This window comes from Nitrosomonas limosa, assembly GCF_054188085.1.
This window is the reverse complement of record NZ_CM135180.1, coordinates 2,344,371-2,369,541: the sequence shown is the minus strand read 5'-3', so window position 1 is coordinate 2,369,541 and position 25,171 is coordinate 2,344,371. Positions and strand designations below refer to the sequence as shown.

The following is a 25,171-nucleotide window of genomic DNA, read 5'->3' as shown; positions in this document are numbered from 1 at the left end:
AACCTCATTTTATTCCGGCATTTCATTTTCACTGGCTGACCCGCTGGTACGATCCTGTGATGCGTTGGTTATTTCCCGAGGGTAGGATCAGCGCCGCGTTGATCGCACAGGCCGGTATCCAACCCGGGGAATCGATATTGGATATCGGCTGTGGTACCGGCACACTGGCATTGCTGATCAAGCAAGCCAATCCTGACACGGCTCTCTATGGGTTGGATGTCGATCCGAAGATCTTGGAAATCGCCCGGCAGAAATCCGAAAAAATAATGAAACTATTCTATTCCAGCGAGGCTTAGCGACTTGCTTGCCATATGCCGATGAAACTTTTGACCGCGTTTTTTCAAGTTTACTGCTGCATCATTTGACTCGAGAAGATAAGCAGCAAGCATTGAAAGAAATATTCCGCGTGCTCAGACCAGGCGGTGAATTGCATATCGCCGATTTTGGCCAGCCTCGCGATTTTACGATGCAGCTTGTTTCCTGGGTGACGCGCTGGTTTGAAGAAGTTTACGACAATATCCTGGGCTTAATCCCGGATTTCGCAGCGAATGCCGGATTTAATCCAGTACAAGAAACCGCTTATTACCGGACAATTTTTGGGACAGTTGTGCTGATCCGCGCTTGCAAGCCAGAGCACTGAATATGAGAATTGCAGTGTGAGCCGACTGCTACCGGTTTACCGCAGCCACAGTTGTCTGATCTCCAATAATAATTCGCCAAGCTGTCGCGTACGTACCGGTTTGTGGGGTTTATGGTGTTGTTCGTATTGGATCAGATTTTTGTCCATTTTCAGGAAAAGAATCCCGGCATCCGCCACACTCTGCCGTAATTTTTCCAGCGCCGGATCACTGGGGCCATTCGTTGGGCCATCCATTGTAAGCCACTGAATCACAGCTTGTATTGCGGCCAAATCGAGCCGCTTGGTTTGTGCAGCTATTACCGCGAGTGATTTCCACAAAGCGTTATGCCGGTCATGCAAATGCAAAAGCGGTGCATCAAGTGTGCCATGCAGCATGGCGCTTATTTTGTTGAGCCAGGCTGGTGGCGGCACATTGCTTTCATAGGCCTTCATCGGCTCATGTGCGATATGCACACCGAATTCATTGCCTTGCTGAATCTCAGCAAGGACGATAACCGCCAGTCCCCGGGCCAAATCTAAATTTGGCAAAATGTTGCTCAAAGGCGTATCCCCTTGCGTGTAGAGATCGACTAGCAGATCCGCCAGTGGTGGCGTTGAGGACCATAGTATTTGCGCCAGTGGCGCACTCGGCTGCGGACCGCGCACAGTACGCCAGTGCGCTTCGCAAAGCTTCACTAATTCGCTTTGCAACTGTTGGTTATTCGATCTTGGTATACGCCTGACCAGTTCTTCAGCTTCTGTTTTGATTAAGGTAAGACTGACCATGATTCACTCATTCCTTACAAAGATGCTATGAAAAAATCAACAAACTACTAATTCAGTTATCTGATTAATCCCGGAAAACCAACTGCAATTGCAAGAGAGATGGATCAATCTCCGGTAACTTCCGGGTAAATTCAACTGCAATATTTTTTATCCTGTTCTATGCTGTGATAACGATTGGCTCTATGAACGGGTATTATGGCGTTAATTGAGGTTAAATTCCGCTTGAGACAGTAATTCAATAAACGGATCATGTTACGTAATACCGTTTCTCGCTTGAGATCAACATCGACTCAATAAAACTGATAACGGCTGTTGATAAAGTAATATTTGCGTTCCAACGCGGGCATTAACGCGCTATCATTTTATTGTGCATTCCATTCGATAGGCTTGCCAGCAACGACATAGGGTTCATGTGTGCTGTAGCAACATGACACATTTTGATCAAAGAAATCAGCAAGAAAATCTGTACCGGAACAGCCACTGGCAAGATCGAGTAAGACAAGTTGGTTATTTTTCATATTGATCAGCACTATAGCATTTTTTGTAACACTTTCATTAATCGAATGATTGCTTCAATTGGAAGCGTCAAATCAATAGGAGATTTTGATGCATGTAATTTCAAGGCAGGCTTTTATAATAATTTCGTCATTCCTTATCTCAAGTATTGCTATGGCAGAAATTGAAACTACCGAGAGTTCACAATTTGATAAGTCAAGAACCAAATTGATAAGCGGCTTAGCCAATATTGCGACAGGGTGGATGGAATTCCCAAAAAATATCAATATCGTAGGACAACAAGAAAATACACCTGCGTCAGGTATGGCTGCTTTTGGCCTTGGTGTGCTTCAGGGCGGGTGGTATACGATCAATCGAACCGGATGCGGCGCCTTCGATTTACTTACTTTCATGTTTCCAACCAAACCATCGGTTGACCCTGTGTTTGTTTGGGATGATTTTTTGCGTGAATCAAAATTCATGGGATATTGATGGCTTTACAAATGGGCACCGTACTTATCGAATCCAATTTTTACAGACTCGCGTTTTCTTGAGGCGCGCATTCTTATGAAAGCATCAGCGTCGCTGTTGTATGCAACAACGATCAGTATCATTGCTTACTTCTGTTTTTGGCCTGTACCAATTGAGCCAGTCAGCTGGGAAGCTCCCGCCGCTCCAGGTTATACGGCCTCTCATGCACGCAATGAGCGATTATCAGGCTTACAATTGATCTCTCTCGGAGGCGAAGAAGGTCCGGAGCATGTGGCATTGTCGAAAGAAGGATTGCTTTATACAGCTGTGGCAAGCGGCAAGATTTTGCGTATGGAGCCTAACGGTAATGCGCTGGAAGTATTCGTAAATACCGGGGGTCGAGTATTAGGATTCGATTTTGATGCCGCCGGAAACCTGATCGCAGCCGATGCAATGCGTGGTGTTTTAGAAATTACACCAGATCGAGAAATCAGTGTACTGATCGACCATGTCAATGGTGACCCGATACGCTATCCTAACAGTATTGTTGTTGCGCAAAGCGGGAAAATTTATATCACCGATTCTTCTACGCGCTTCGCGCCATCGCAATGGGGCGGCACTTTTGAAGCGAGCATGCTCGATATCGTTGAACAATCGGCTAGCGGTCGCGTATTGGAATATGACCCAACAGAAAAAAAAGTGAGAATCGTAGCCAAAGGTTTAAGTTTCGCTAATGGTATCGCACTTTCGCAAAACGAATTGTCGCTATTTGTTAATGAGACTGGCCGTTACCGGGTGTGGAAAATCGCAACAGCAGCTGAAAATCTTGATATTAACTTAGATTCAATGCAAGCCATTATTCTTTTAGATAATTTACCTGGTTATCCGGATAATTTAATGCGTGGATTGGAAGGAAGAATATGGCTCGGCTTCGCCAAGCCGCGTAACTCGATCATCGACTTTTTAAGCGATAAGCCCTTCTTAAGGAAGCTGGTTCTGCGTTTTCCACGGGCACTTTGGCCTATGCCTGAGGCCTACGGCCATGTCATGGCATTTACCGAATCTGGCGACATCGTTGATGATATGCAAGATCCAAGTGGCCAATATCCCGAGACCACAGCCCTAACTGAAACCTACGATCGTTTTTTTATTCAGAGCATACACGCTAATAATCTTGGTTGGATCGCTAAGCGGTAATGAAGGAAGAGATTTGTAGCAAACTCTTAATGGCAACGGGGTAACTACTGATTACAAAAATGAAGTTATGACCACAGTATTGAAGACATGCTCGGCTTGCAGATAAATATGGGTTAGCTATGAGTATTTAATTCCTTATAAATAGCTAACACTAACGGAGTACTCATTGCTCCCAAAAGTTTCTGGTTTAAGTACAATTTTGGCAGAATATATAGAAATTATCTTATTAAATTAAATATGGATTGATAAAAAATAAAAACCCTTTTACATTTCTAAAATTTGAAATGCAAAAGGGTCATTTTATTGAATGCCTGGCGGTAACCTACTTTCACATGCGTATGCACACTATCATCGGCGCAGCTTCGTTTCACGGTTCTGTTCGGAATGGGAAGAGGTGGGTCCAAAGTGCTATGGCCGCCAAGCGAAAACGTAAATGGAAAATAAATTAGGGTTAGATAATTAAAACTATAGTTATAACAATTTTTGTAGTTATAGGATCAAGTCTCACGGTCAATTAGTATCGGTTAGCTTAACATATTACTATGCTTCCACACCCGACCTATCAACGTCGTAGTCTTCGACGAACCTTTAGGAGGGTTTAACCCTCGGGAAGTCTCATCTTGTGGTAAGTTTCCCGCTTAGATGCTTTCAGCGGTTATCTCGTCCGCACTTAGCTACCCGGCGATACGACTGGCGTCATAACCGGTACACCAGAGGTGCGTCCACTCCGGTCCTCTCGTACTAGGAGCAGGTCCACTCAAACTTCCAACGCCCACGGCAGATAGGGACCAAACTGTCTCACGACGTTTTAAACCCAGCTCACGTACCACTTTAAATGGCGAACAGCCATACCCTTGGGACCGGCTACAGCCCCAGGATGTGATGAGCCGACATCGAGGTGCCAAACTCCCCCGTCGATATGAACTCTTGGGAGGAATCAGCCTGTTATCCCCGGCGTACCTTTTATCCGTTGAGCGATGGCCCTTCCATACAGAACCACCGGATCACTATGACCTGCTTTCGCACCTGCTCGACTTGTCAGTCTCGCAGTTAAGCACGCTTTTGCCATTGCACTATCAGCACGATTTCCGACCGTACCTAGCGTACCTTCGTACTCCTCCGTTACAATTTGGGAGGAGACCGCCCCAGTCAAACTGCCTACCATACACGGTCCCCAATCCAGCTAATGGATCTAGGTTAGAACCCCAACAACATCAGGGTGGTATTTCAACGTCGGCTCCATAGATTCTGGCGAATCTACTTCAAAGCCTCCCACCTATCCTACACAAATGTTATCAAAGTCCAATGTAAAGCTACAGTAAAGGTGCACGGGGTCTTTCCGTCTAGCCGCGGGGAGATTGCATCTTCACAAACATTTCAACTTCGCTGAGTCCCAGGAGGAGACAGTGTGGCCATCGTTACGCCATTCGTGCAGGTCGGAACTTACCCGACAAGGAATTTCGCTACCTTAGGACCGTTATAGTTACGGCCGCCGTTTACCGGGGCTTCAATCAAGAGCTTGCACCCCATCATTTAACCTTCCGGCACCGGGCAGGCGTCACACTCTATACGTCCACTTACGTGTTTGCAGAGTGCTGTGTTTTTATTAAACAGTCGCAGCCACCTATTATTTGCAACCTTTTTCTGCTTTGCGCGCGAGGCGCTACACATACTAAAGGCACACCTTCTCCCGAAGTTACGGTGTCATTTTGCCGAGTTCCTTCTCCTGAGTTCTCTCAAGCGCCTTAGAATTCTCATCCTACCCACCTGTGTCGGTTTGCGGTACGGTCTTCGATTAACTGAAGCTTAGCGGCTTTTCCTGGAAGCATGGTATCACTCACTTGGCACTCCGAAGAGTGTTGCGTTATCACATCTCGATTTAGTCGCCCGGATTTTCCTAAGCAACATATCTACTTGCTTGAACCGGGACATCCAACACCCGGCTGAGCTAACCTTCTTCGTCCCCACATCGCATTAATCAAAGGTACTGGAATTTTAACCAGTTTCCCATCAGTTACGCATTTCTGCCTCACCTTAGGGGCCGACTCACCCTGCGCCGATTAGCGTTGCACAGGAAACCTTGGGTTTTCGGCGAGGGAGCCTTTCACTCCCTTTATCGCTACTCATGTCAGCATTCGCACTTCCGATACCTCCAGCAGCTTTTACAAGCCACCTTCGCAGGCTTACGGAACGCTCTCCTACCATCTACATTGCTGTAAATCCCTAGCTTCGGTGTATAGTTTAAGCCCCGTTACATCTTCCGCGCAGGACGACTCGATCAGTGAGCTATTACGCTTTCTTTAAAGGATGGCTGCTTCTAAGCCAACCTCCTGACTGTCTATGCCTTCCCACTTCGTTTACCACTTAACTATATCTTGGGGACCTTAGCTGAGGGTCTGGGTTGTTTCCCTTTCGACACCGGACGTTAGCACCCGATGTCTGTCTCCCATGCTCGCACTCTTTGGTATTCGGAGTTTGCAATGGTTTGGTAAGTCGCGATGACCCCCTAGCCATAACAGTGCTCTACCCCCAAAGGTGATACATGAGGCACTACCTAAATAGTTTTCGGAGAGAACCAGCTATTTCCAGATTTGTTTAGCCTTTCACCCCTATTCACAGCTCATCCCCTAGTTTTTCAACACTAGTGGGTTCGGACCTCCACGAGGTGTTACCCTCGCTTCATCCTGGCCATGAATAGCTCATCTGGTTTCGGGTCTACACCCAGCAACTGAACGCCCTATTAAGACTCGCTTTCGCTACGCTTCCCCTATTCGGTTAAGCTTGCTACTGAATGTAAGTCGCTGACCCATTATACAAAAGGTACGCAGTCACCCTTACGGGCTCCCACTGTTTGTATGCAAGCGGTTTCAGGATCTATTTCACTCCCCTTCCGGGGTTCTTTTCGCCTTTCCCTCACGGTACTGGTTCACTATCGGTCGATTACGAGTATTTAGCCTTGGAGGATGGTCCCCCCATCTTCAAGCAGGATTTCTCGTGTCCCGCTCTACTTTTCTCAATCTTAGTTCCACATTTGAATTTTCACCTACAGGACTATCACCTACTATGGTTTAACTTTCCAGATAATTCGATTAATTCAAATGCTAAATATTGATGGCTTTTCCCATTTCGCTCGCCACTACTTTGGGAATCTCTATTGATTTCTTTTCCTCTGGATACTTAGATGTTTCAGTTCTCCAGGTTCGCCACACTTAATCTATATATTCAATTAAGGTTGACTCTTGCCTAATAAGCTCTCAATTTTAATTTAAGAGCCAATTAGACAAGAGTCAGGTTTCCCCATTCGGACATCTCCGGATCAAAGTTTGCTTGCCAACTCCCCGAAGCTTTTCGCAGGCTTCCACGTCCTTCATCGCCTGTAATCGCCAAGGCATCCACCACTTGCACTTATTCACTTGATCCTATAACTTCAAAAATTGCAGTTATAGGCATGCTACTTTTTTGATATCTTTATTTTACAAAGATACAATCTAACCCTTACTTTTCAATTTTAAATTGATAGTATTTATTTTCCATATTTTTAAAGAACAAAATTTCTATAGACATATAAGCTTCGTTGAGAAAATTTGCATTTTCACCAATGATCTGATTTCAAGCTATTGGTGGAGGTGAACGGGATCGAACCGATGACCCCCTGCTTGCAAAGCAGGTGCTCTCCCAGCTGAGCTACACCCCCAGTTATGATGTTGGTGGGTCTGGGTGGACTTGAACCACCGACCCCACGCTTATCAAGCGTGTGCTCTAACCAACTGAGCTACAGACCCAAATAGTCTAAGCACCATTGATCATAGAACTTCCTTTAGCAAAACCCTGGTTCTTAGCTCTGTCTATTTAACAATCGATAGGTTGTGAGTACTTAAAAAAGTTATTTCTTGAAAGGAGGTGATCCAGCCGCAGGTTCCCCTACGGCTACCTTGTTACGACTTCACCCCAGTCATGAACCTCACCGTGGCAAGCGCCCTCCTTGCGGTTAGACTACCTGCTTCTGGTGAAGCCCACTCCCATGGTGTGACGGGCGGTGTGTACAAGACCCGGGAACGTATTCACCGCGACATGCTGATCCGCGATTACTAGCGATTCCGACTTCACGGAGTCGAGTTGCAGACTCCGATCCGGACTACGACGCGCTTTATGAGATTAGCTCCCTCTCACGAGTTGGCGACCCTCTGTACGCGCCATTGTATTACGTGTGAAGCCCTACCCATAAGGGCCATGAGGACTTGACGTCATCCCCACCTTCCTCCGGTTTATCACCGGCAGTCTCATTAAAGTGCCCAACTAAATGATGGCAATTAATGACAAGGGTTGCGCTCGTTGCGGGACTTAACCCAACATCTCACGACACGAGCTGACGACAGCCATGCAGCACCTGTGTTGCAGTTCTCTTTCGAGCACTTTCTCATCTCTGATAAATTCTGCACATGTCAAGGGTAGGTAAGGTTTTTCGCGTTGCATCGAATTAATCCACATAATCCACCGCTTGTGCGGGTCCCCGTCAATTCCTTTGAGTTTTAATCTTGCGACCGTACTCCCCAGGCGGTCAACTTCACGCGTTAGCTACGTTACCAAACCTATTAAGGTCCGACAACTAGTTGACATAGTTTAGGGCGTGGACTACCAGGGTATCTAATCCTGTTTGCTCCCCACGCTTTCGTGCATGAGCGTCAGTGTTAACCCAGGGGGTTGCCTTCGCCATCGATGTTCTTCCACATCTCTACGCATTTCACTGCTACACATGGAATTCCACCCCCCTCTGCCACACTCTAGTCCTGTAGTTTCAAACGCAATTCCCAGGTTAAGCCCGGGGATTTCACATCTGACTTACAGAACCGCCTGCGCACCCTTTACGCCCAATAATTCCGATTAACGCTTGCACCCTACGTATTACCGCGGCTGCTGGCACGTAGTTAGCCGGTGCTTCTTCTGTTGATACTGTCATGAATTGTAATTATTAGTTACAACCTTTTCCTCTCAACTGAAAGAGCTTTACAACCCGAAGGCCTTCTTCACTCACGCGGCATTGCTGGATCAGGCTTGCGCCCATTGTCCAAAATTCCCCACTGCTGCCTCCCGTAGGAGTCTGGGCCGTGTCTCAGTCCCAGTGTGGCTGGCCATCCTCTCAGACCAACTACTGATCGTCGCCTTGGTAGGCCATTACCCTACCAACTAGCTAATCAGACATCGGCCGCTCCAAAAGCATAAGGTCTTTCGATCCCCTACTTTCCTCCTCAGAGATTATGCGGTATTAGCGCATCTTTCGATGCGTTATCCCCCACTTTAGGACACGTTCCGATGCATTACTCACCCGTTCGCCACTCGCCACCAAACCGAAGTTCGTGCTGCCGTTCGACTTGCATGTGTAAAGCATGCCGCCAGCGTTCAATCTGAGCCAGGATCAAACTCTTAAGTTTAATTCTGGTAAAACTCTCGCTTGACGTCGATATTGATTAATTTACCAATTTCTACATTCTTGCGAATACTTAACTTTTCGGCTTTATGCCTTTTAACTTATTAAGTACTCACACCTATCGATTGTATTTTTTTAAAGAGCATCGCTACTTTTTTTAAGTTGCTCAAGCAGCGAGAAGCGGAATTATACAGACTCTAAAGCATCGGTCAACATTTTTTTTCAATTATTATGAAATAGCTTTTATTGCGATGATTACTGATGCGCAAATTTCACTTTAAAAATAATCCTTTCTAATAATATCTAGCATTTTTTCTCTCTGATACGCCATAGCAATTTTGCTAAACTAATTTTTTTACTACTCTTAAGGCATATACCTGATGCCGTTTTCTTAGGCATTTCCGGATTGAAATTTGTAACTTGATCTACCCTCCAATAAAAAACCCCGTCGATGCGGGGTTTTTTATTGATTGATACTTCTTGCAGTAACTTACTGCGGCATGATGTTCGCAGCCTGCTTGCCTTTTGGACCTGTGGTAACGTCGAAGGTCACGCGTTGAGCTTCACGCAAAGATTTATAACCTCCGCTATTAATTGCAGAGAAATGAGCAAATATATCTTCTCCACCATCATCCGGAGTAATAAAACCAAAACCTTTAGAATCATTGAACCACTTTACTGTACCTGTTGCCATATTTTTCCTTAATAATGAATAAAAACTACTTCCGCGGCATGCCGCATCGGTCATCGAATATCAAGGGAAAAGGGTCAACCCGTAGCATCACATTTAACAACTTGAATTCAAAAGACCTGAATACGATACACGATTATCAGGAAAATTAAATCATTTAATTACAATCAAAAACCATATCTTATTGAGAAAAAATATTTGCCTCTGATCAAAATGGGTTAAATTTTATTTATTTTCCTAACCTTATCGAACCGCATACGCCTACAAAAAACTTATACTATTCAAGAATTATTATGAATTCCCGATTACAAAAGCCGAATGTGTATTATCTGTCACACGCACCAAAACACCATTTTATGCAATACATTGTTTCTCAAATTTGTCAGTTATAAATAGTAATTTTATGCGATTAGGAATACTTGAAGACGAACCCACTCAAATAGCCATCTATGAGCTGTTATTTTCCCACGCGCACTACCATTGTGAGATTTATAGTTCGATCGCCACATTTCTCCATGCACTGAAAGAAAAAGAATTCGACTTGCTGGTACTGGATTGGATGCTCCCAGATGGCACCGCGGAAGAAGTGCTTAAATGGATTCGAGAAAACTACACCTGGCATATTCCGATCATTTGCGTCACATCGCGCGATAGTGAATCCGATGTTGTGCATGTTCTGCATATGGGCGCCGACGATTACTTTGTTAAATCGACCCGGCACTTCGAATTACTCGCCAGAATCGAATCACTGACACGCCGCAATCGCGAAAAACAATCATCTGTCGTGCAATTCGGATCCTACGCCATTAACTACGACAATCAAGAAATCACCGTTGCAGGTAAAAACGCCGGTCTGACACAAAAAGAATTCTCACTCGCAAACTATCTTTTTCAGAACCAAAACAAACTTCTATCTAGAATTCACTTACTCGAAAAAATCTGGGGATTGTCGGCTGAAATCGATACACGCACGGTTGATACGCATATTAGCCGCCTCCGCAACAAACTTCAGTTTACCCCGCAAAGTCAATGGGACATCGTCACCATTTACGGTTACGGCTACCGGCTGCAAAACGCCAAGATCGCGGAACTCGCGTAACGTTGTTATAGCCGCAAAAAAAACGGGAGCTGATGCTCCCGTTTTACATTCGAAAATACTTGCAACTAAGCCGCCATTGCTTTTCTGCGGCGCGTTACAAAACCAAGCAAACCAAGACCCGCTAACAGCATCGCATAGGTTTCAGGTTCCGGAATGGGTGCAGCATTAAACTCAACTTCGCTGAGGAACACCCAAGCATTGTTTCTGGCAATCGACACCACCAGATCGTTACCGCTAAACGATAAGCCATCTGCTACAAAAGCAAATGGTGCGGACCCGATCGGATCGGCAATCGCAAAATTAGTACCGCCCACCGTTACACTGGCTGGTGCACTCACGCCGCCCGCTCCATTGGAATCATCAAAATGAAACGTTACGGAGGTGATATTCACTGGCGTATTCCAATGAAATGTGATCACCGGATCGATGGTCCAGCCGACATAAGGACCGTTGCCCACCGGCGCTTCGGTGATAAACCAGTTTTCCGTCGCGATGATGCCATCGGTCAAATCACCACGTCCGCCCGACAAAGCCGCATTGTCACAAGTTACGCAACCGCTGCCATTATAGGTTTCATCCCAGTAGTTATAACTGCCGGTATTGCCGTTCAGCATGTCGTAGCTATCCGGCGCACCCCCCGCATAAGCACTGCTTGCTGCACCGACAAATGCCAGCATTGATAAATTTGCAATCATTTTAGTTTTCATCGATCAATCTCCATCGTTATATTTGCCAAAACAATCAGTACCGCTGCTATCGATTGAATTCCGGCTAGAAAAACTGCTGCACCATCACCTTTGTGCTCGTAATGTAAAACAATTGTTTAATAACGACTATAGGAATGACGAACTCTTTTTCTAGGACAAATGTACTAGATCGCAATCCCCGCATGCTGCATGATCACATCCCGCGCTCTCGCCGGTTCGAATACCACCTCAAAGCACCATTGCCCAAACCCCCTTGTTCGTTGACCGTCTTGATCCAAAGCACCATCGCCGCGCGTTTGATGCGGTTGCGCTCATCGTCAACACCTTTCACTTCCAGCACCAGCGTTTTGCCGTTATTTAATCGGATCAAATAATCCGGCACGAAATTGCGGGAAGAACCTCGCCACAAATAACGGATAACAAAATCCAAATGGTCGTTTTTGGCCCACGCTACCACCTGCGGCACTTTCTCGCACAAATCCGCTACTGCTTTCTCCCACGTGCTGTCGTACACCACATGACTGATCTGCGACCGCACCGTCGCCTGGCAGGGTTGGGTGGTCAACCACGAGCGCATGCGGGATGTGGAGCCGATCGGTTGCAATTCATCGAACACGGCTTCGAGCTTCTCGGTATTTTGCAATCGGACAAACCGGTTCACATGCCCGACCACGGTATCCATATTCAACGCAAATAAAATCTGCTGACGCATCGGGTCTTGATGCCACACGCTGGGAATATGCAATTTGTCGCTATGGAGAAATTGCTCGACGATGCGGATCAATTGCACCGCCAAAAACTGCTTATCGCCGCCGAAACTGTCGGCGTTTTGCAAAAACAACTTTCGTGCCGCGCGAAAGATCAGGTTTTGCAAACGGAAGTCGTCCAATGCCCGCTCCAGATCGATTTCCGATGCCATCGCCAGATTGGCGAAACCCGTTAGTGACGGCGCTACCTCGGCATTCAACGGCGTGTGCATCGGATCGAGCGTGAGCGCTTCGACGTTCTGCCAATCCAGCACCAGCTCCGGCTTCAACACCGCATCGATGCGCTGAATATTCGGCCAGCGGATCTCCAGGTGATTGCGGTCCGGCTCCACCTCGACGCGCACACTCGGTTTCGGTGGTCGAATATCGATCTCACCACCCTCGCTGATCTCCTGAAAAATCGACAGCAGCACGCCGAAAATATTGACGTATTCCGGCAGCAGCAAACCTTGCTCATCCATGTCATGCGCCACGCGCCGCAAGCCACGTCCGATCACCTGCTCGCACAGCAATTGGCTGGTAAATGCACGCAATCCCATGATATGTGTGACATTCGCCGCATCCCAGCCTTCCGACAGCATCGCCACCGAAATGACATTCTGCAACTGCTGCCCCGGTTGTCCGCGCTTACCGACGGTATCGACCAGCGCACGCAACTGTTCCTGTTGCTTCAAACTCAGCAAATCCTGCGTCTTATCGGATGGCAAGCCGGATGCCTCGATGATCGCCGTCAGCCGTGCCTCATAGTCGGCATCCTTGGTCACCGATTCGCCGCGTTCGGCTTTTTCCAATACGCGCGAATCGACCCGCAGTGTTTTTTCCGGTGCTTGCGTGCCTTTGATCAAACAATCGCCGCCATTGAAAAATTTTTCGATGCGCGCCGCTGTTTCGGTGCGGTTGCACACCGTCAGCAGCACTGGCGGAATGGTGTGCCCGCTATCCGCCCACGCATGTGCCGTTTCACGCCAATCGTAAGCCAGAATCGCGTACGCTTTTTGCACCAGATCCGGCAGCGGATCGGCAACATCGGCCCGGCGGTTCAAATCCTGGCTGACCTCAGGTTCGCGGTACAAATGGTACAGCTTGCTGCGATAGCTCTTGGCATTCGGAAGCGCATCGTCGCGCACCACGATGCGCGGTGTTTTGACTAGCCCTGCCTCAATCGCGTCGTTCAAGCCGAAGTCCGAAATGATCCAGTCAAATAGCCCGGCTTCGGTATTGGTTTTGCCCGTCGGTGCAAACGGCGTCGCCGACAGATCAAAGCAACGGCGGATGCGCCGGGTTTTATGGATGCGATCCAGTCCCTCGATCCAGCGCGTCGCTTCGTCCAGATCGATGCCCAGTTCCTCCGCGTCTTTTTTGCTGACTTTGATTTCCGCCGGTTTGCGGTAGGCGTGATGCGCTTCGTCGTTGATCACGATCAAATCCTTGCGCGCGGAAAGTCTGCCCAATACTCGCCGGGTAAACGCTTCGTCGCTTTCCCGGCCTTTTCTGACTACCGAGCGGTCTTGCTCTTTCAGCGGCATCAAGGTATGCCAGTTCTCGATCAGTAACTCGGCTTGATTGAGTTGCTGCCGCAGCGCCTCGTTCGGGCACAGGCGGAATTCGTCGTAAACGTTTTTATCATTGCCGGGATACAGCACCTGCAGCCGGCTTTTGACCGTCAATCCCGGCGTGACGATCAGCACCGCTTTGGAGTAACGCGCATCCTTCGGGTAATGGATGGCGTTCAAGCTTTGCCAGGTGATGATCAACGCCATCAGCGAGGTTTTGCCGGAACCGGTCGCCATTTTGCTGCAAATGCGCTCCCACGGCCCGCCATCGCCTGGCAGAAAAATGCCTTGCTTGAAATCCTGTGGCGCTTCCAGCCACCAGATCAGCGCTTCGATCGCTTCCAACTGGCAAAAATACAGCGGATATTGGCGCGGCCCGCCGTTCCAGCGTTTTTCATCGCTGTCCCATTCGCCGCGTTCATGCCAATGTTCCAGTAATTGCCTCGTCACGCTGGTGATGCCGGGCCAACCGGCATTGCGCCAGCTATCCAGACGCTCGCGGATAGCGTTGACGCGCTCCAGTTTTTCCACTCGGCGGGTGTTGGTGCGCGTGTCGTACAACTCGTATGCCGCCGGACGGCGGCCAGCACGGATGCTCAACAGCTTGCCGTTGTCGTCCTGGTCCCAATAGCGGTCGGGCTTCAGATACGGCGAATTGATGATCAGCGAAGACGGCTTGCCGGTCATGGCGGCGCTTACACTTGATCCAGGCGGATGACTTTAAGCGACTCGATGCCGCGGTCATCGACGATTTTCACCGCAATGCACTCGTTTTCCCCGGCCTCGAACGGCAACGACACCGTGCCGTGGAATTGCTCCAGCAATTCTTCGTTCAGTTCGGCGCGGATATCCTTGCGCAGCTTGCGCCAGCCATCGCCGCTCCCGGCCATCGGGAAAAACACCTGGCGCGGATACAGCGAACGGTTGTCGTAGTCGGTATCCAGCGCCCACATGGCGATGTTCTTCTTACCGCCGGATTTCAGTTCGCCGGTTTTGCTATCGAAATAATCGAAACCGCGCACTTCCACTTGGTAACATCCGGTTTTGATTTGTTTGACGATCACGTCCGGCTGGCCCATCAGCCAGAACGATTCGTTGCTGGCGCGGCCTTTTTTCAAATCCTCGGTCAGCAAATCGGTATTCATCTGCACTTTCAGCGCGGTGATGCCCTTGATGTTGTCGATATCCTTGGCCGCTTCCGGGTCGAAGGTAAATGCGCAGAACACCAGCAATTTCGGCAGCGGGAACAATTCGCCCGCCTCGCGCATCGCGATTTCCACCTGGCGCTGTTCCAGTGCCGCATGTTCCGGCCCGAAACTCACCGCCACCTTATCGCCACCCTCGGCCACGGTGCCGGTGGCGTGAATATATTTCGCGCCCGGCAGCGGCGCCAGATCGAGCAGTTGAATTTTTTGCCCGCCCTTGCCGCGGATGCCGGTTTTCAGCAACTCGTCGCGCCATTGACTCTGCCGCCAGGTTGCGCCCGAACGCGCCACGGCGACATCCGCCTGCTTAGGCCGCTCGGCTTCGTCCAGCCCCAGCACGGTGGCAAACGGCACCGCCTCGACCGTGAACGGCCCGGTGATGCGCAATTTGCTTTTCGATACCGCCGGTTGGTCGTACAGAATTTCCGTATCCGCATGCGCGGCAATCGATGCGTCCATTTGCTTTTGCATCGCCTGCCGTGCGGCGTGGAAGGCATCGAACGGTTTTCTCGCCGTTTCCGGCCAATCCGCAGGGAAGTCGAACGGCACTTGCCATTCCTGCAACATTTCATTGTAGGGTGGGTGAGCGGTTTCATCGCGTAACCCGCCATGCGCGGTATCATTCATCGTGACTCTCGGTGGGTTACGCGCTGCTGCCGCATCGCTAACCCACCCTTGTATCTTTCTTTCCGTAGTGGTTAGCTACCACTACCCGAGTTGGAGGCAGCTTGTGTCCACCCTTAAGGCAAGACCTTGTTCTGTAGATCAAGCCCTCCTTCTCATCTTCCACGCCAGCACAGACACTGAACGGTAGCCAAGGGATAAACCCTGCATGCACAAGGCAAGTGGGCGAGGTTGGTAAATATTGTAACAGGAGAACATCATGTTTTATCTCGGTATGGATATTGCCAAGGCAAAATTGGATTGTTGCCTTTTACTTAACGAAGCAGGTGATAAACGTAAATCCAAGGTCATTCCCAACACTAAAGCAGGCGTGAGCGCACTGTTGGAGTGGACGGCCAAACAAGGTGTGTCGGCTGCGCAACTGCACGCGGTAATGGATGCCACTGGCGTATATCACGAGCAAGCTGCTTTGGCTTTATTGACTCGGCACAATAATACTTGAAATTTATGAATCGCCCCCCATCTTGTTGAAATGGAAAAAGACGACGCAAGATATTCGACGCTGGAGCAACTGCATGAACGGCGCAAGCAAGTGGTGCGGTTGCATCGCAAGGGCTACGGCGTGATGCAAATTGTTGAGCTCAGTGGGCTTTCGTATCCGACAGTTCGGTTTGCGATAGATCGGTATGAAGAAGGCGGATTTTCCGCCCTGAAGCCAGGGATGCGAGGCAAGCGTGCTGGTCAAGGGCGGGCACTGACAGAGGAACAGGAACAAGCCATCCGCAAGATCATTTGTGACAAGCGCCCGGAGCAACTGAAGATGGAATTTGCGCTGTGGAATCGGGCGGCGGTCATGCAACTGATAGAGCGGGAGTACAGCATCAAGCTGTCGGTGCGCGGCGTAGGCAACTATCTGTCACGTTGGGGTTTCACTCCCCAGAAGCCGATCAAGAAGGCCTATGAGCAGCGGCCTGAAGCCGTACAAGCCTGGCTCAACGAGCAATACCCGGAAATTGAGAAGCGCGCCAAGGCGGAAGGCGGCGAGATTCACTGGGGCGATGAAACTGCCTTGGTCAATACCGATGTGCGCGGTCGTTGCTATGCTCCGGCAGGCAAGACGCCAGTCACCTACGCGACTGGTGGTGCGCGACAGAAGCTATCGATGATTGCCGCAGTGACGAATCAGGGCAAAACACGCTGGATGATCATCGACGAGGCCTTCAACGCCGACAGGCTGATCGAATTCCTCGAAGCGCTGATCAAGGATGCCGGGAAGAAGGTATTCTTGATTCTCGACAATCTGCGGGTTCATCACAGCAAACAGGTCAAGGCATGGGTCGCTGAACGACAAGACAAAATCGAGCTGTTCTACCTGCCCAGCTATAGCCCGGAACTGAATCCGGAGGAACGCCTCAATGCCGACCTCAAGCATGCCATCGGGACGAAAGTGCCGGTGCGCACCAAGGCCAAACTCAAACTCGCTGCCACCGAACACATGGTTAAACTTGAACAATCACCCGAACGGGTCAAAAGCTTCTTTCAAGATCCGAGGGTCAAATATGCCGCTTGAAACTTCAAACTTAATCTGACCGGATCAATAGTAGATGCTGGGGTAATGGTTTCGATCATCAATCCGGCGCAAGTTAAAGATTTTGGTCGAAGCTTAGGGATACGCACCAAGACGGATGGTATGGATAGTGTTGTACTGGCGAAATATGGGGCGCTGCTCAAGCCTGCGGCATGGCAGCCGCCATCGGTGGAAGTCCGTACATTACAAGCACTACTAGCCCGGCGTAATGCGGTGGCCGATGATTTGCGCCGAGAATTGAACCGGCAAGAAAAGAGCGAAGCTATCGAGACGCCTGAACTGATTGTCCAGTCTATCGCTCAATCTATCGCCTTTCTTGAAGCAGAATTGAAACGGCTGCAACAAGCGATAGACGATCACATCGACCGGCATCCCGGTCTGAAGCGGGATATGGTTCTGCTGACCAGTATTCCGGCAGTAGGTGAGCGAGTGGGAAATAACCTCCTGGCGATCATGCACGGCAACCGTTTCGAATCTGCCGAACAAGTGGCAGCTTATTTGGGTTTAGTGCCCGTAGAACGGCAGTCTGGAAGCACTGTGCTGGGCCGGGCCCGATTGTCGAAAGCTGGCCCGGCACGAGTGCGTGCTGTGCTATACATGGCGGCGGTAGTCGCCACACAATACAATCCGCACGTCAAGGCACTTTATGAACGGTTACTCGCCAGAGGCAAATCCAAAATGTCCGCTATCGGAGCTGCTATGCGCAAACTGGTCCATTTGTGTTTCGGCGTTATAAAAACACAACTCCCTTATCACCCAAATTATCCAAAAATTGCTTGACTTGAAAGACGGTATCTACGTGATCATCATGCCGGCCATTTCCTTGATCGTCATGCCCGCGAAGGCGGGCATCCACAGCCTTTGCCGGATCGCTGGATTCCCGCCTGCGCGGGAATGACGGTGAATCCGAAAGGGTGGCATTCAACGCCGCCAGCGCAGTCTCAATCGCCGGGTGCATTCGGGCATAAATCTCATCGATCTCGGGATTGTTGGCGATGGATTTGAGCGTGACGTGCGGCACGGTTTTGTAGATGAAACTGCTTTTCAAACCTTCGTGCGGGTATTTGAGTTCATAATAATCGTAACTGGCCGTCATCAGCCGCTGCTTAGCCAATGTCACGGCGACGCGGGACGTGTCGGTGGTGATCCAGCGCCGTCCCCATTTCTCGGCGACGAAAGCGGTAGTACCGGAACCGCAGGTCGGGTCGAGTACCAAGTCGCCGGGGTCGGTGGTCATTAAGAGACAGCGTTCGATAACTCGGGCGGGTGTTTCTACAACATATTGTTTCTTCTCACCTGAAAAACCAGCAATTGCAGTATCCAACCATCTATCAGTTATAGGATAAACAGGATGATCTTTTATAAACCTGACATAATTTGGAGTAGCACCATTAATAACAATACGATTTGCGCTAGCTAGTCTTCGCAAACCAGGTTCTGGAGGAGTTTTCCAATGATGATTCACTCCACAATCAAACTTACGGCCAAAAATCTCAAAATAGCGAATTGAATCATCTCCACCTCCTTGTGATCGTAGATTTTGTGCAGAGAATACATTCCATTCATCAGTTATTTTTTCAAAATTTGATAATTCCGCTTTTGTTAAAGATCGATCGAATCCTGTCTGATGTCTAGCATTCGAATAACTAGCTAAATCTCCGCTTGATTTATCATGAAATAGTTGACAATACTTAATTTCATCTCGATTTTTTGCATACCAAACAATATAGTCACCAGCTGATGGTAGTAATTTGCTAGATTGACCAGTTGTGGTTGCAAAGTAAATTAAAGAACAAAAATTCTCAGCACCAAATATTTCATCCATCAAATCTCGCAAAAGATGCACATTCTCATCCGAAATCTGCACAAACACGCTACCCGACTCATGCAGCAATTCCTTCGCCAGCAGTAACCGGTCGCGCAGGTAGGTCAGATACGAGTGGATACCGAGTTCCCAGGTATCGCGAAACGCCTTGATCATTTCCGGTTCCTGCGTCAGGTCTTCGTCCTTGCGGTCTTTGACGTCGCGCTTGTTGACGAACGGCTGGAAGTTGGAGCCGTACTTGATGCCGTACGGCGGGTCGAAGTAGACCATCTGCACTTGCCCGGCCATGCCTTCCTTTTGCAGCAACGAATTCATCACCAGCAGCGAATCCCCGGCGATCAGGCGGTTCGACCAGTCGCGTTCGTGCTTGTAAAAGTCGATGGCATCCCGCAGTGGCAGGTTTTCAAACGGTGCGTGAAACAAATCCGGCTGAATCAAATTGCTGGCGCTGCCGGTTTTGCCTTTGGCATCTTTCAGCTTTTTCTGCGCCGCCGCCAGAATCGTCGCCGGGTCGATGCGTTCGTGCACGTGCAGCGACACGGTGTCGACGTCAAAACTGGTACGTTCGGCTTTGCCCGTCCAGCTCAAATACGGCGACTGCATGCGTTTCAACTGCTCCAGCGCCGCTTGCATTTGGTCTTTATCACCGGACGCGAGCGCCTCGTCGATCAGGTTTTCAATAGGGGAGCGCTGGCTGTCGAATTGCAGCGCCGGATCGATATGCGGATCGTATTGCCACACGGTTTTGCCTTCCACGCTGTCGGAATGCGTGTCGACCATGCCGACATGCGGATTGTTGGTGCGTTTGTCGCCGTGGCGGTAGCTGAGCACTTCGGCGGCTTGCTGGCCGGTGGTTGCACGCCCGGTTACGGTTTTTGCCGCCGGTGCTTTCTTCGCAGCCGGTGTGCTTGGTGATGACAACTGCGGTTCAAGACCGAATTCATTATCCGGCAGTATTTCCTGCCGTGATCCCCGGCTACCGCTGGGTGGGTTGGTTTTGTTATCGTTTGTTGTCATCGCGGGATTCTTTGTCAAAGAAACATTGATTCAAGTGCCGGCCTGGTGTTATCACGCATCAGTTTTGCAGCAAATTATTCGCTTCCGCCAAATCAAAATGCTCGGGGTCGAACGGTTCGCCGAGCCATTCCAGTATCTCGGCATGTTCCGGATGATCGGGATCGGCAATCGCTTCGAGGAACATTTCATACCCTGGCGTTCCGCCGACATCTTCCGGTGGACAAGCGCGGCTTCCCTTGAGGCACGCCGGTAATTTGGTTTTGGTATCAAACGGCAGGATTTTTTCCAGCACGATGTCATGATCCCAGCCGTCGCCGAAGTCGTAGGTATAACGCAGTTTGTCTTTCTCCTGTTTCAACACCTGATCGATGCGGAATTTGGATTCATCGTGAATATCCGACGGAAAATCTTCGTCCGGCACACCGTAGCATTCTTTACCTTTCACAAACTCATGCAAATGCGAATCGGTCCAGCCCATCACGATTTGTACCACAAGATGCAGATCCGCCAGGCTGTCGGTGCTGGCAATCAGGAACCGGCGCCATACCGGCGGGCGGATGTCGCTCAATGTAACCTTGAATTGATAAATTGAACGCAAAGATTTGGTTGTTGCTGGTTTCGCCATTAATAACTCCAAAATAAGTAATCGAGACCTTTGCACGCTGTCATGAGCGGCACGAGAATAAAGCAAATGCATGGCTGCTGCCCACCGGGTCATTAGTCGCATTATAACTTTGAATGATCAATCTGACCTCGCGGACGTCATGTACCGGATTCCTTCCTCTGTTAGAATCACCCGCTTTGTTTCTCGACACTCACCTGCTTGTAATATGAATAGCCCTTGCCCGCTCGACCATATCCGCATTGTACTCAGCCATACCAGCCATCCCGGTAACATCGGCGCGGCGGCGCGGGCGATGAAAACGATGGGGCTCAGCTCGCTGTATTTGATTAATCCGGAGTCGTTTCCAGATAGAGAAGCGGATGCCCGCGCGGTCAGAGCGCGCGATATTCTGGAAAAAATTAAGGTATGTACCGAGCTGGATGAAGCATTGGATAATACCGTGCTGAGTGCTGCGATCACCGCGCGGTCACGCGATCTTTCGCCCGATGTGTTTGATGCGCGGCAGGGCGCGCGGGAATTATTGCGCTATGCCCGGCATCAACCGGTGGCTTTGCTGTTTGGTGCGGAAACCTCCGGGCTGACGACCGCGGAAGTGAGTAAGTGCCAGATGATCATTCATATCCCCGCGAATCCGGAATTCACGTCGCTGAATCTGGCCAGCGCGGTGCAAGTCATGGCGTATGAGTTACGCATGGCGCTGGTAGAACATGAAGAACCTGCAGCTCCGATTGGGTCGCCGGCGAGTTTTAATGACCTGGAACTATTCTATGCGCATCTGGAGCAGGCGATGATTGCCAGCGATTTCCTCGATCCGGAAAAACCCAAGTTGCTGATGCAGCGTATCCGCCGCCTGTTCTCAAAGGCGCGGCTGGAGAAAGAGGAAGTGCAAATTCTGCGCGGGATTTTAACGGCGCTGGGTAAACGCTGGTAACACCGGTCTGTCAATTTTCCTTGATCAGGGTACCGACCCCTTGATCGGTCAAAATTTCCAGCAACAAGGCGTGTTCGACCCGCCCGTCGATGATATGGCACGACTTGACGCCTTTCTTCACTGCATCCAGCGCCGAGCCGATTTTCGGCAGCATGCCGCCGGAAATGGTGCCGTCGGCAAACAATTCATCGACGCGTTGCGCGGTCAGGCCGGTCAGGAGCTTACCTTCCTTGTCCATGACGCCGGGTATGTTCGACAGCAAAATTAATTTTTCCGCTTGCAAAATTTCCGCCAGCTTGCCGGCGACCAGGTCGGCGTTGATGTTGTAGGCTTCACCTTCGCTGCCGACCCCAATCGGCGCAATCACCGGAATGAAGTCTTGAGTATCAAGTAATGCGATCAGCGCCGGATCGATCGATTCGATCTCGCCGACTTGTCCGATGTTGATCCATTTGCCGGCGGTTTCGCGATCCGGCATCAGCATTTTCTTGGCGCGGATAAACGCGCCATCTTTGCCGGTTAGTCCGACCGCCTTGCCGCCGTGGCGGTTGATCAGATTGACGATGTCCTTGTTGACCGAGCCGCCGAGCACCATTTCGACGACGTTCATGGTTTCCGCGTCGGTGACGCGCATGCCTTGAATGAATTCACCCTGCTTGCCGACGCGCTTGAGCATGTCGTCGATCTGCGGACCGCCGCCGTGCACCACCACCGGATTCATGCCGACCAGTTTCAGCAGCACGACATCGCGCGCGAATCCGTGCTTAAGATTTTCTTCCACCATGGCGTTGCCGCCGTATTTGATAACGATGGTTTTACCGTGAAAACGTTGAATGTAAGGCAACGCTTCCGCCAGAATCTTGGCTTTTTCTTTTGCAGCAATCGAAGATATCGACATAATATAGAGTTGTAGTTTTGATGTTAACGGGTTGTAAAAAAACGCGGGGCATTCACCGGGCAATCTGCAGAAATTTATCGTCACGAATCAGCGCATATAAACTGAGCGCTTTCCAGATCCGCCCCTCGGCATCTTGATAGTGCGCCCGGATCCCGGCGGGTAGTTTCTTTTTGGACGATTTGACTTGAGTGAATTCCGATAGCTTGCGGATTCCGAGCATGCTATGCACAGCAAAGCCGCCATAAGCTTTGTTGTCGGTGAATGACAACAACACCCGCGACTTCAAATTGAATGGCACCGGTTTATCGCCGAGATACACACCCAGGTCGGTAATACCGTAAAGGTTGCCGCGCACGTTGGCCAATCCTAGAAACCAGGGTTGCGTCAACGGAACATGCGCAAGCTTCGGCATGACGATGACTTCGCTGACTTCCGTCATCGGAATCAAATAACGTTCTTCCCCGGCTGTCACGCCGATAACCGCTGATTCATCGGCGTACTTATCGGCACTGTGTTCTTGTCCGCTTTGCGCGGCATCCGTTTCTTTTGCGCTCATGATGGTTAATCGCAGATAACGCCGCCAATTGTTTATTCGTGATCGCGTTATTTTACTGTATTATCGCCCTTGAATTTTGAATTCTATGGAGTCCTGCAAATGAAATCTCTCAATAGGAATGGGTTGTTACTGCTACTCTGCCTGCCATTACTGTCAGGCTGCCCGATGTATTCTCTGAACACTGCACCCGGTTCGGGTTCGTATATCGCTGAAGACCGCAGAACCAGCGGCATTATCATTGAGGATGAAGGCATTGAGCTTAAAAGCGCACGGCGTATTCACCAACAATTCGGCGATAGCGTGCATGTCAATGTTACCAGTTATAACCGCGTGGTTTTGTTAACCGGAGAGGCATCGTCGGAAGAGCTCAAGCAAAACATCGAACGCGTGGTCATGGGCGTCGATAACGTGCGGCGCATTCACAACGAAATCGCCGTCGCTTCGATGACATCGCTGGCTTCGCGCAGTAACGACGTATTGCTGACGTCCAAAGTAAAAGCGCGGTTTCTTGCCGAGCGGAAATTTCACGTTGGCCACGTTAAAATCGTGACTGAAAATAGCGTTGTGTATTTGATGGGTATCGTGAAGCGTCAAGAAGCCGATCATGCTGCAAAAATTGCCAGCACCACTTCCGGCGTGCGTAAAGTGGTGAAAGAGTTCGAATACACGGATTAGCTTGCGCCGTTTTTTACGATGCTGCCTGCCGAGCTGATCACACAAATAGGGAAAATCTTCCCGCCCGAGCGTTTCTATACCGATCCGGTGGATTGTTACGCGTACGCCTACGACAACAGCCGCAAGATTTTTCCGCCGGATGCGGTGCTGTTTCCAGCCTCAGCCGATGAAATCCGGAAAATTTTAGGATTGTGCAACCAATTCCGAGTGCCATTAATTCCTCGCGGCCGCGGAACAGGCACGGCCGGTGGCAGCTTGCCTGAATTCGGCGGTATCGCATTGTCGTTGGAACGGATGACCCAAATATTAGCGGTTGACCCCGCAAATCGGGTCATCGTCGCGCAACCCGGCGCCTTGAATCAGTCGGTTCAGGACGCTGCCAAACCGCACGGGTTCTTTTGGCCGCCGGACCCATCGAGCGCGGCATTCTCCACCATCGGCGGCAATATTGCGACGGGAGCCGGTGGCCCGCATGCTGTTAAATACGGCACCACGCGCGAGCATGTCTTGGGTTTGAAAGCGATCACCGGCGCTGGGGAGGTTATTACAACCGGGTGTTATACCACCAAAGGAGTGGTCGGTTATGATCTCACTCGCTTGTTGATTGGTTCGGAAGGCACGCTGGCGGTGATTACCGAAGCCACGTTGAAATTAACCGCATTGCCTCATGCCGTTACCGGCATTACCGCGCATTATCGCGATCTTTCCAGTTGCACTGCTGCGATTGTTAAAATTATGACCCTACCGCAATTGCCCAGCGCTCTTGAGTTTCTCGATGCCGGATCGCTTAATTTGATTCGTGGCCGTTACCCCGACATGCTTCCGGCTGATACACATGCAATGCTGATGATCGAAGTCGATGGTTCAGGCCGCGACATGGCCGAATCGGTCGCGGCCATCTTAACCGCTTGTCAATCTGAGAATTTAATTTTTGCAGGAGAAGTCGACAACATAGCGGCGCTGTGGAAAACGCGCAAAGCTTTGTCACCACTCCTCCGCGAGATTGCCCCGAAGAAAATCAATGAAGATGTCGTGGTACCGGTCGATACCTTACCGCAATTCTTGGCGGGATTAACGCAATTAAGCAATCAGTACCGATTGCACAATGTTAATTTCGGCCATGCAGGCAATGGCAATATCCATGTTAATTTGCTAATCAACCCGGATAACCCAGAAGAAGTGGCGCGGGCTGAACAGTGCTTGGATGAAGTTTTCAACTTGGTGATTAATCTACGCGGAACCTTGTCAGGCGAACATGGGGTCGGCAGTGAAAAGCGCGCTTTTGTGACCAAGGAAATTGATGCATCGACGCTGAATCTGATGCGTGCTATCAAACGGGTGTTCGACCCCAATAATATTCTTAATCCGGGAAAATTGTTTCCCGCTACGGACTGAATTTAAAGTCACGCCTCGAAAT

At 49.8% G+C, this 25,171-nt stretch carries 19 protein-coding genes, 2 tRNA genes, 3 rRNA genes and 1 pseudogene; 10 read left to right on the top strand and 15 right to left on the bottom strand.

The annotated features are described in order from the left end of the window. Window positions 1–167: 167 nt before the first annotated feature. Window positions 168–640, top strand: a pseudogene (locus tag ACV7NC_RS10970) (class I SAM-dependent methyltransferase); the annotation flags it as partial. 36 nt (window positions 641–676) lie between these two features. On the opposite strand, the gene ACV7NC_RS10965 reads toward ACV7NC_RS10970, so the two are convergent. Then, complete coding sequence (locus ACV7NC_RS10965) at window positions 677–1,405, bottom strand: hypothetical protein (RefSeq protein ID WP_458152610.1); 729 nt, start codon at window positions 1,403–1,405, stop codon at window positions 677–679. A gap of 362 nt (window positions 1,406–1,767) precedes the next feature. Next, complete coding sequence (locus ACV7NC_RS10960; protein WP_458152609.1) at window positions 1,768–1,923, bottom strand: hypothetical protein; 156 nt, start codon at window positions 1,921–1,923, stop codon at window positions 1,768–1,770. Window positions 1,924–2,011: 88 nt separating this feature from the next. Here ACV7NC_RS10960 and ACV7NC_RS10955 point away from each other — a divergent pair, with 88 nt between their 5' ends. Both ACV7NC_RS10955 and ACV7NC_RS10950 read left to right on the top strand, forming a co-directional pair. Continuing rightward, entirely contained in the window at window positions 2,012–2,392 is a 381-nt protein-coding gene (locus tag ACV7NC_RS10955; protein WP_458152608.1) for an exosortase system-associated protein, TIGR04073 family, read from the top strand. Window positions 2,393–2,467: 75 nt separating this feature from the next. Beyond that, complete coding sequence (locus ACV7NC_RS10950) at window positions 2,468–3,568, top strand: SMP-30/gluconolactonase/LRE family protein (RefSeq protein ID WP_458152606.1); 1,101 nt, start codon at window positions 2,468–2,470, stop codon at window positions 3,566–3,568. A 309-nt stretch (window positions 3,569–3,877) separates the two neighbouring features. Here the strand turns inward: ACV7NC_RS10950 and rrf are convergent. The 6 genes from rrf to ACV7NC_RS10920 all read right to left on the bottom strand — a co-directional run bounded on the left by rrf (window position 3,878) and on the right by ACV7NC_RS10920 (window position 9,687). Continuing rightward, window positions 3,878–3,990: ribosomal RNA gene (gene rrf, locus ACV7NC_RS10945) — 5S ribosomal RNA — on the bottom strand. A gap of 71 nt (window positions 3,991–4,061) precedes the next feature. Further along, window positions 4,062–6,987: ribosomal RNA gene (locus ACV7NC_RS10940) — 23S ribosomal RNA — on the bottom strand. 199 nt (window positions 6,988–7,186) lie between these two features. Further along, window positions 7,187–7,262, bottom strand: a tRNA-Ala gene (locus ACV7NC_RS10935). A gap of 11 nt (window positions 7,263–7,273) precedes the next feature. Next, window positions 7,274–7,350, bottom strand: a tRNA-Ile gene (locus tag ACV7NC_RS10930). 111 nt (window positions 7,351–7,461) lie between these two features. Then, window positions 7,462–8,997, bottom strand: a 16S ribosomal RNA gene (locus ACV7NC_RS10925). The 16S, 23S and 5S rRNA genes sit together here with 2 tRNA genes alongside, the layout of an rRNA operon. A 486-nt stretch (window positions 8,998–9,483) precedes the next feature. Continuing rightward, the gene (locus tag ACV7NC_RS10920) at window positions 9,484–9,687 is read right to left on the bottom strand and encodes a cold-shock protein (RefSeq protein WP_292922015.1); all 204 of its coding nucleotides are present in this window, start codon (window positions 9,685–9,687) and stop codon (window positions 9,484–9,486) included. A 400-nt stretch (window positions 9,688–10,087) separates the two neighbouring features. On the opposite strand from ACV7NC_RS10920, the gene ACV7NC_RS10915 reads away from it, so the two are divergent. Beyond that, window positions 10,088–10,783 carry a response regulator transcription factor gene (locus tag ACV7NC_RS10915; protein WP_458152605.1) on the top strand — a complete coding sequence of 232 codons (696 nt, stop codon included), beginning with the start codon at window positions 10,088–10,090 and terminating at the stop codon, window positions 10,781–10,783. A 65-nt stretch (window positions 10,784–10,848) separates the two neighbouring features. On the opposite strand, the gene ACV7NC_RS10910 is transcribed toward ACV7NC_RS10915, so the two are convergent. The 3 genes from ACV7NC_RS10910 to ACV7NC_RS10900 form a co-directional block, all read right to left on the bottom strand. Next, entirely contained in the window at window positions 10,849–11,490 is a 642-nt protein-coding gene (locus tag ACV7NC_RS10910; RefSeq protein WP_458152604.1) for an FxDxF family PEP-CTERM protein, read from the bottom strand. Between the two features lie 193 nt (window positions 11,491–11,683). Next, window positions 11,684–14,497 (bottom strand): BPTD_3080 family restriction endonuclease, encoded by a 2,814-nt coding sequence (locus ACV7NC_RS10905; protein ID WP_458152603.1) that lies wholly within the window; start codon window positions 14,495–14,497, stop codon window positions 11,684–11,686. An 8-nt stretch (window positions 14,498–14,505) separates the two neighbouring features. Then, window positions 14,506–15,642: a hypothetical protein gene (locus ACV7NC_RS10900; protein ID WP_458152602.1), complete on the bottom strand. Its 1,137-nt coding sequence runs from the start codon at window positions 15,640–15,642 to the stop codon at window positions 14,506–14,508. Window positions 15,643–15,898: 256 nt separating this feature from the next. Between ACV7NC_RS10900 and ACV7NC_RS10895 the strand changes: the two genes are divergently transcribed. From ACV7NC_RS10895 to ACV7NC_RS10885, 3 genes are read left to right on the top strand one after another with little or no spacing between them, the layout of a single operon-like run. Next, window positions 15,899–16,141 carry an IS110 family transposase gene (locus ACV7NC_RS10895; RefSeq protein WP_458152601.1) on the top strand — a complete coding sequence of 81 codons (243 nt, stop codon included), beginning with the start codon at window positions 15,899–15,901 and terminating at the stop codon, window positions 16,139–16,141. Window positions 16,142–16,171: 30 nt separating this feature from the next. Beyond that, entirely contained in the window at window positions 16,172–17,209 is a 1,038-nt protein-coding gene (locus tag ACV7NC_RS10890; RefSeq protein WP_458151853.1) for an IS630 family transposase, read from the top strand. 15 nt (window positions 17,210–17,224) lie between these two features. Then, window positions 17,225–18,007, top strand: a complete 783-nt coding sequence (locus tag ACV7NC_RS10885) for an IS110 family RNA-guided transposase (RefSeq protein WP_458154918.1) — start codon at window positions 17,225–17,227, stop codon at window positions 18,005–18,007. Here ACV7NC_RS10885 and ACV7NC_RS10880 read toward each other — a convergent pair. Together ACV7NC_RS10880 and ACV7NC_RS10875 are read right to left on the bottom strand one after the other, a co-directional pair. Beyond that, window positions 17,958–20,069 carry a site-specific DNA-methyltransferase gene (locus ACV7NC_RS10880; protein WP_458152600.1) on the bottom strand — a complete coding sequence of 704 codons (2,112 nt, stop codon included), beginning with the start codon at window positions 20,067–20,069 and terminating at the stop codon, window positions 17,958–17,960. The two genes, ACV7NC_RS10885 and ACV7NC_RS10880, sit on opposite strands and share 50 nt — an antisense overlap. 58 nt (window positions 20,070–20,127) lie before the next feature. Then, window positions 20,128–20,694: a plasmid pRiA4b ORF-3 family protein gene (locus ACV7NC_RS10875; RefSeq protein WP_458152599.1), complete on the bottom strand. Its 567-nt coding sequence runs from the start codon at window positions 20,692–20,694 to the stop codon at window positions 20,128–20,130. 205 nt (window positions 20,695–20,899) lie between these two features. Here ACV7NC_RS10875 and ACV7NC_RS10870 point away from each other — a divergent pair, with 205 nt between their 5' ends. After that, complete coding sequence (locus ACV7NC_RS10870) at window positions 20,900–21,625, top strand: RNA methyltransferase (protein ID WP_458154916.1); 726 nt, start codon at window positions 20,900–20,902, stop codon at window positions 21,623–21,625. A gap of 10 nt (window positions 21,626–21,635) precedes the next feature. Here ACV7NC_RS10870 and argB read toward each other — a convergent pair whose 3' ends face one another. Together argB and ACV7NC_RS10860 are read right to left on the bottom strand one after the other, a co-directional pair. Beyond that, complete coding sequence (argB, locus tag ACV7NC_RS10865) at window positions 21,636–22,523, bottom strand: acetylglutamate kinase (RefSeq protein ID WP_458152598.1); 888 nt, start codon at window positions 22,521–22,523, stop codon at window positions 21,636–21,638. A 52-nt stretch (window positions 22,524–22,575) separates the two neighbouring features. Continuing rightward, window positions 22,576–23,079: a chemotaxis protein CheW gene (locus ACV7NC_RS10860; RefSeq protein WP_458152597.1), complete on the bottom strand. Its 504-nt coding sequence runs from the start codon at window positions 23,077–23,079 to the stop codon at window positions 22,576–22,578. A gap of 99 nt (window positions 23,080–23,178) precedes the next feature. On the opposite strand from ACV7NC_RS10860, the gene ACV7NC_RS10855 reads away from it, so the two are divergent. Together ACV7NC_RS10855 and ACV7NC_RS10850 are read left to right on the top strand one after the other, a co-directional pair. Continuing rightward, on the top strand, window positions 23,179–23,754 hold the full coding sequence (locus ACV7NC_RS10855) for a BON domain-containing protein (RefSeq protein WP_458152595.1): 576 nt from the start codon (window positions 23,179–23,181) through the stop codon (window positions 23,752–23,754). A gap of 18 nt (window positions 23,755–23,772) precedes the next feature. Further along, window positions 23,773–25,149: an FAD-binding oxidoreductase gene (locus ACV7NC_RS10850; protein ID WP_458152594.1), complete on the top strand. Its 1,377-nt coding sequence runs from the start codon at window positions 23,773–23,775 to the stop codon at window positions 25,147–25,149. Window positions 25,150–25,171 lie beyond the last annotated feature (22 nt).

Excerpts from the sequence above, each read along its gene's own strand:
- ACV7NC_RS10855 (WP_458152595.1), top strand. The coding sequence starts at position 23,179 with ATGAAATCTCTCAATAGGAATGGGTTGTTACTGCTACTCTGCCTGCCA.
- argB (WP_458152598.1), bottom strand. The coding sequence starts at position 22,523 with ATGTCGATATCTTCGATTGCTGCAAAAGAAAAAGCCAAGATTCTGGCG.
- ACV7NC_RS10860 (WP_458152597.1), bottom strand. The coding sequence starts at position 23,079 with ATGAGCGCAAAAGAAACGGATGCCGCGCAAAGCGGACAAGAACACAGT.
- ACV7NC_RS10950 (WP_458152606.1), top strand. The coding sequence starts at position 2,468 with ATGAAAGCATCAGCGTCGCTGTTGTATGCAACAACGATCAGTATCATT.
- ACV7NC_RS10915 (WP_458152605.1), top strand. The coding sequence starts at position 10,088 with ATGCGATTAGGAATACTTGAAGACGAACCCACTCAAATAGCCATCTAT.
- ACV7NC_RS10910 (WP_458152604.1), bottom strand. The coding sequence starts at position 11,490 with ATGAAAACTAAAATGATTGCAAATTTATCAATGCTGGCATTTGTCGGT.
- ACV7NC_RS10920 (WP_292922015.1), bottom strand. The coding sequence starts at position 9,687 with ATGGCAACAGGTACAGTAAAGTGGTTCAATGATTCTAAAGGTTTTGGT.
- ACV7NC_RS10960 (WP_458152609.1), bottom strand. The coding sequence starts at position 1,923 with ATGAAAAATAACCAACTTGTCTTACTCGATCTTGCCAGTGGCTGTTCC.
- ACV7NC_RS10870 (WP_458154916.1), top strand. The coding sequence starts at position 20,900 with ATGAATAGCCCTTGCCCGCTCGACCATATCCGCATTGTACTCAGCCAT.
- ACV7NC_RS10965 (WP_458152610.1), bottom strand. The coding sequence starts at position 1,405 with ATGGTCAGTCTTACCTTAATCAAAACAGAAGCTGAAGAACTGGTCAGG.
- ACV7NC_RS10895 (WP_458152601.1), top strand. The coding sequence starts at position 15,899 with ATGTTTTATCTCGGTATGGATATTGCCAAGGCAAAATTGGATTGTTGC.
- ACV7NC_RS10955 (WP_458152608.1), top strand. The coding sequence starts at position 2,012 with ATGCATGTAATTTCAAGGCAGGCTTTTATAATAATTTCGTCATTCCTT.
- ACV7NC_RS10900 (WP_458152602.1), bottom strand. The coding sequence starts at position 15,642 with ATGAATGATACCGCGCATGGCGGGTTACGCGATGAAACCGCTCACCCA.
- ACV7NC_RS10875 (WP_458152599.1), bottom strand. The coding sequence starts at position 20,694 with ATGGCGAAACCAGCAACAACCAAATCTTTGCGTTCAATTTATCAATTC.
- ACV7NC_RS10890 (WP_458151853.1), top strand. The coding sequence starts at position 16,172 with ATGGAAAAAGACGACGCAAGATATTCGACGCTGGAGCAACTGCATGAA.
- ACV7NC_RS10850 (WP_458152594.1), top strand. The coding sequence starts at position 23,773 with ATGCTGCCTGCCGAGCTGATCACACAAATAGGGAAAATCTTCCCGCCC.
- ACV7NC_RS10880 (WP_458152600.1), bottom strand. The coding sequence starts at position 20,069 with ATGACAACAAACGATAACAAAACCAACCCACCCAGCGGTAGCCGGGGA.
- ACV7NC_RS10905 (WP_458152603.1), bottom strand. The coding sequence starts at position 14,497 with ATGACCGGCAAGCCGTCTTCGCTGATCATCAATTCGCCGTATCTGAAG.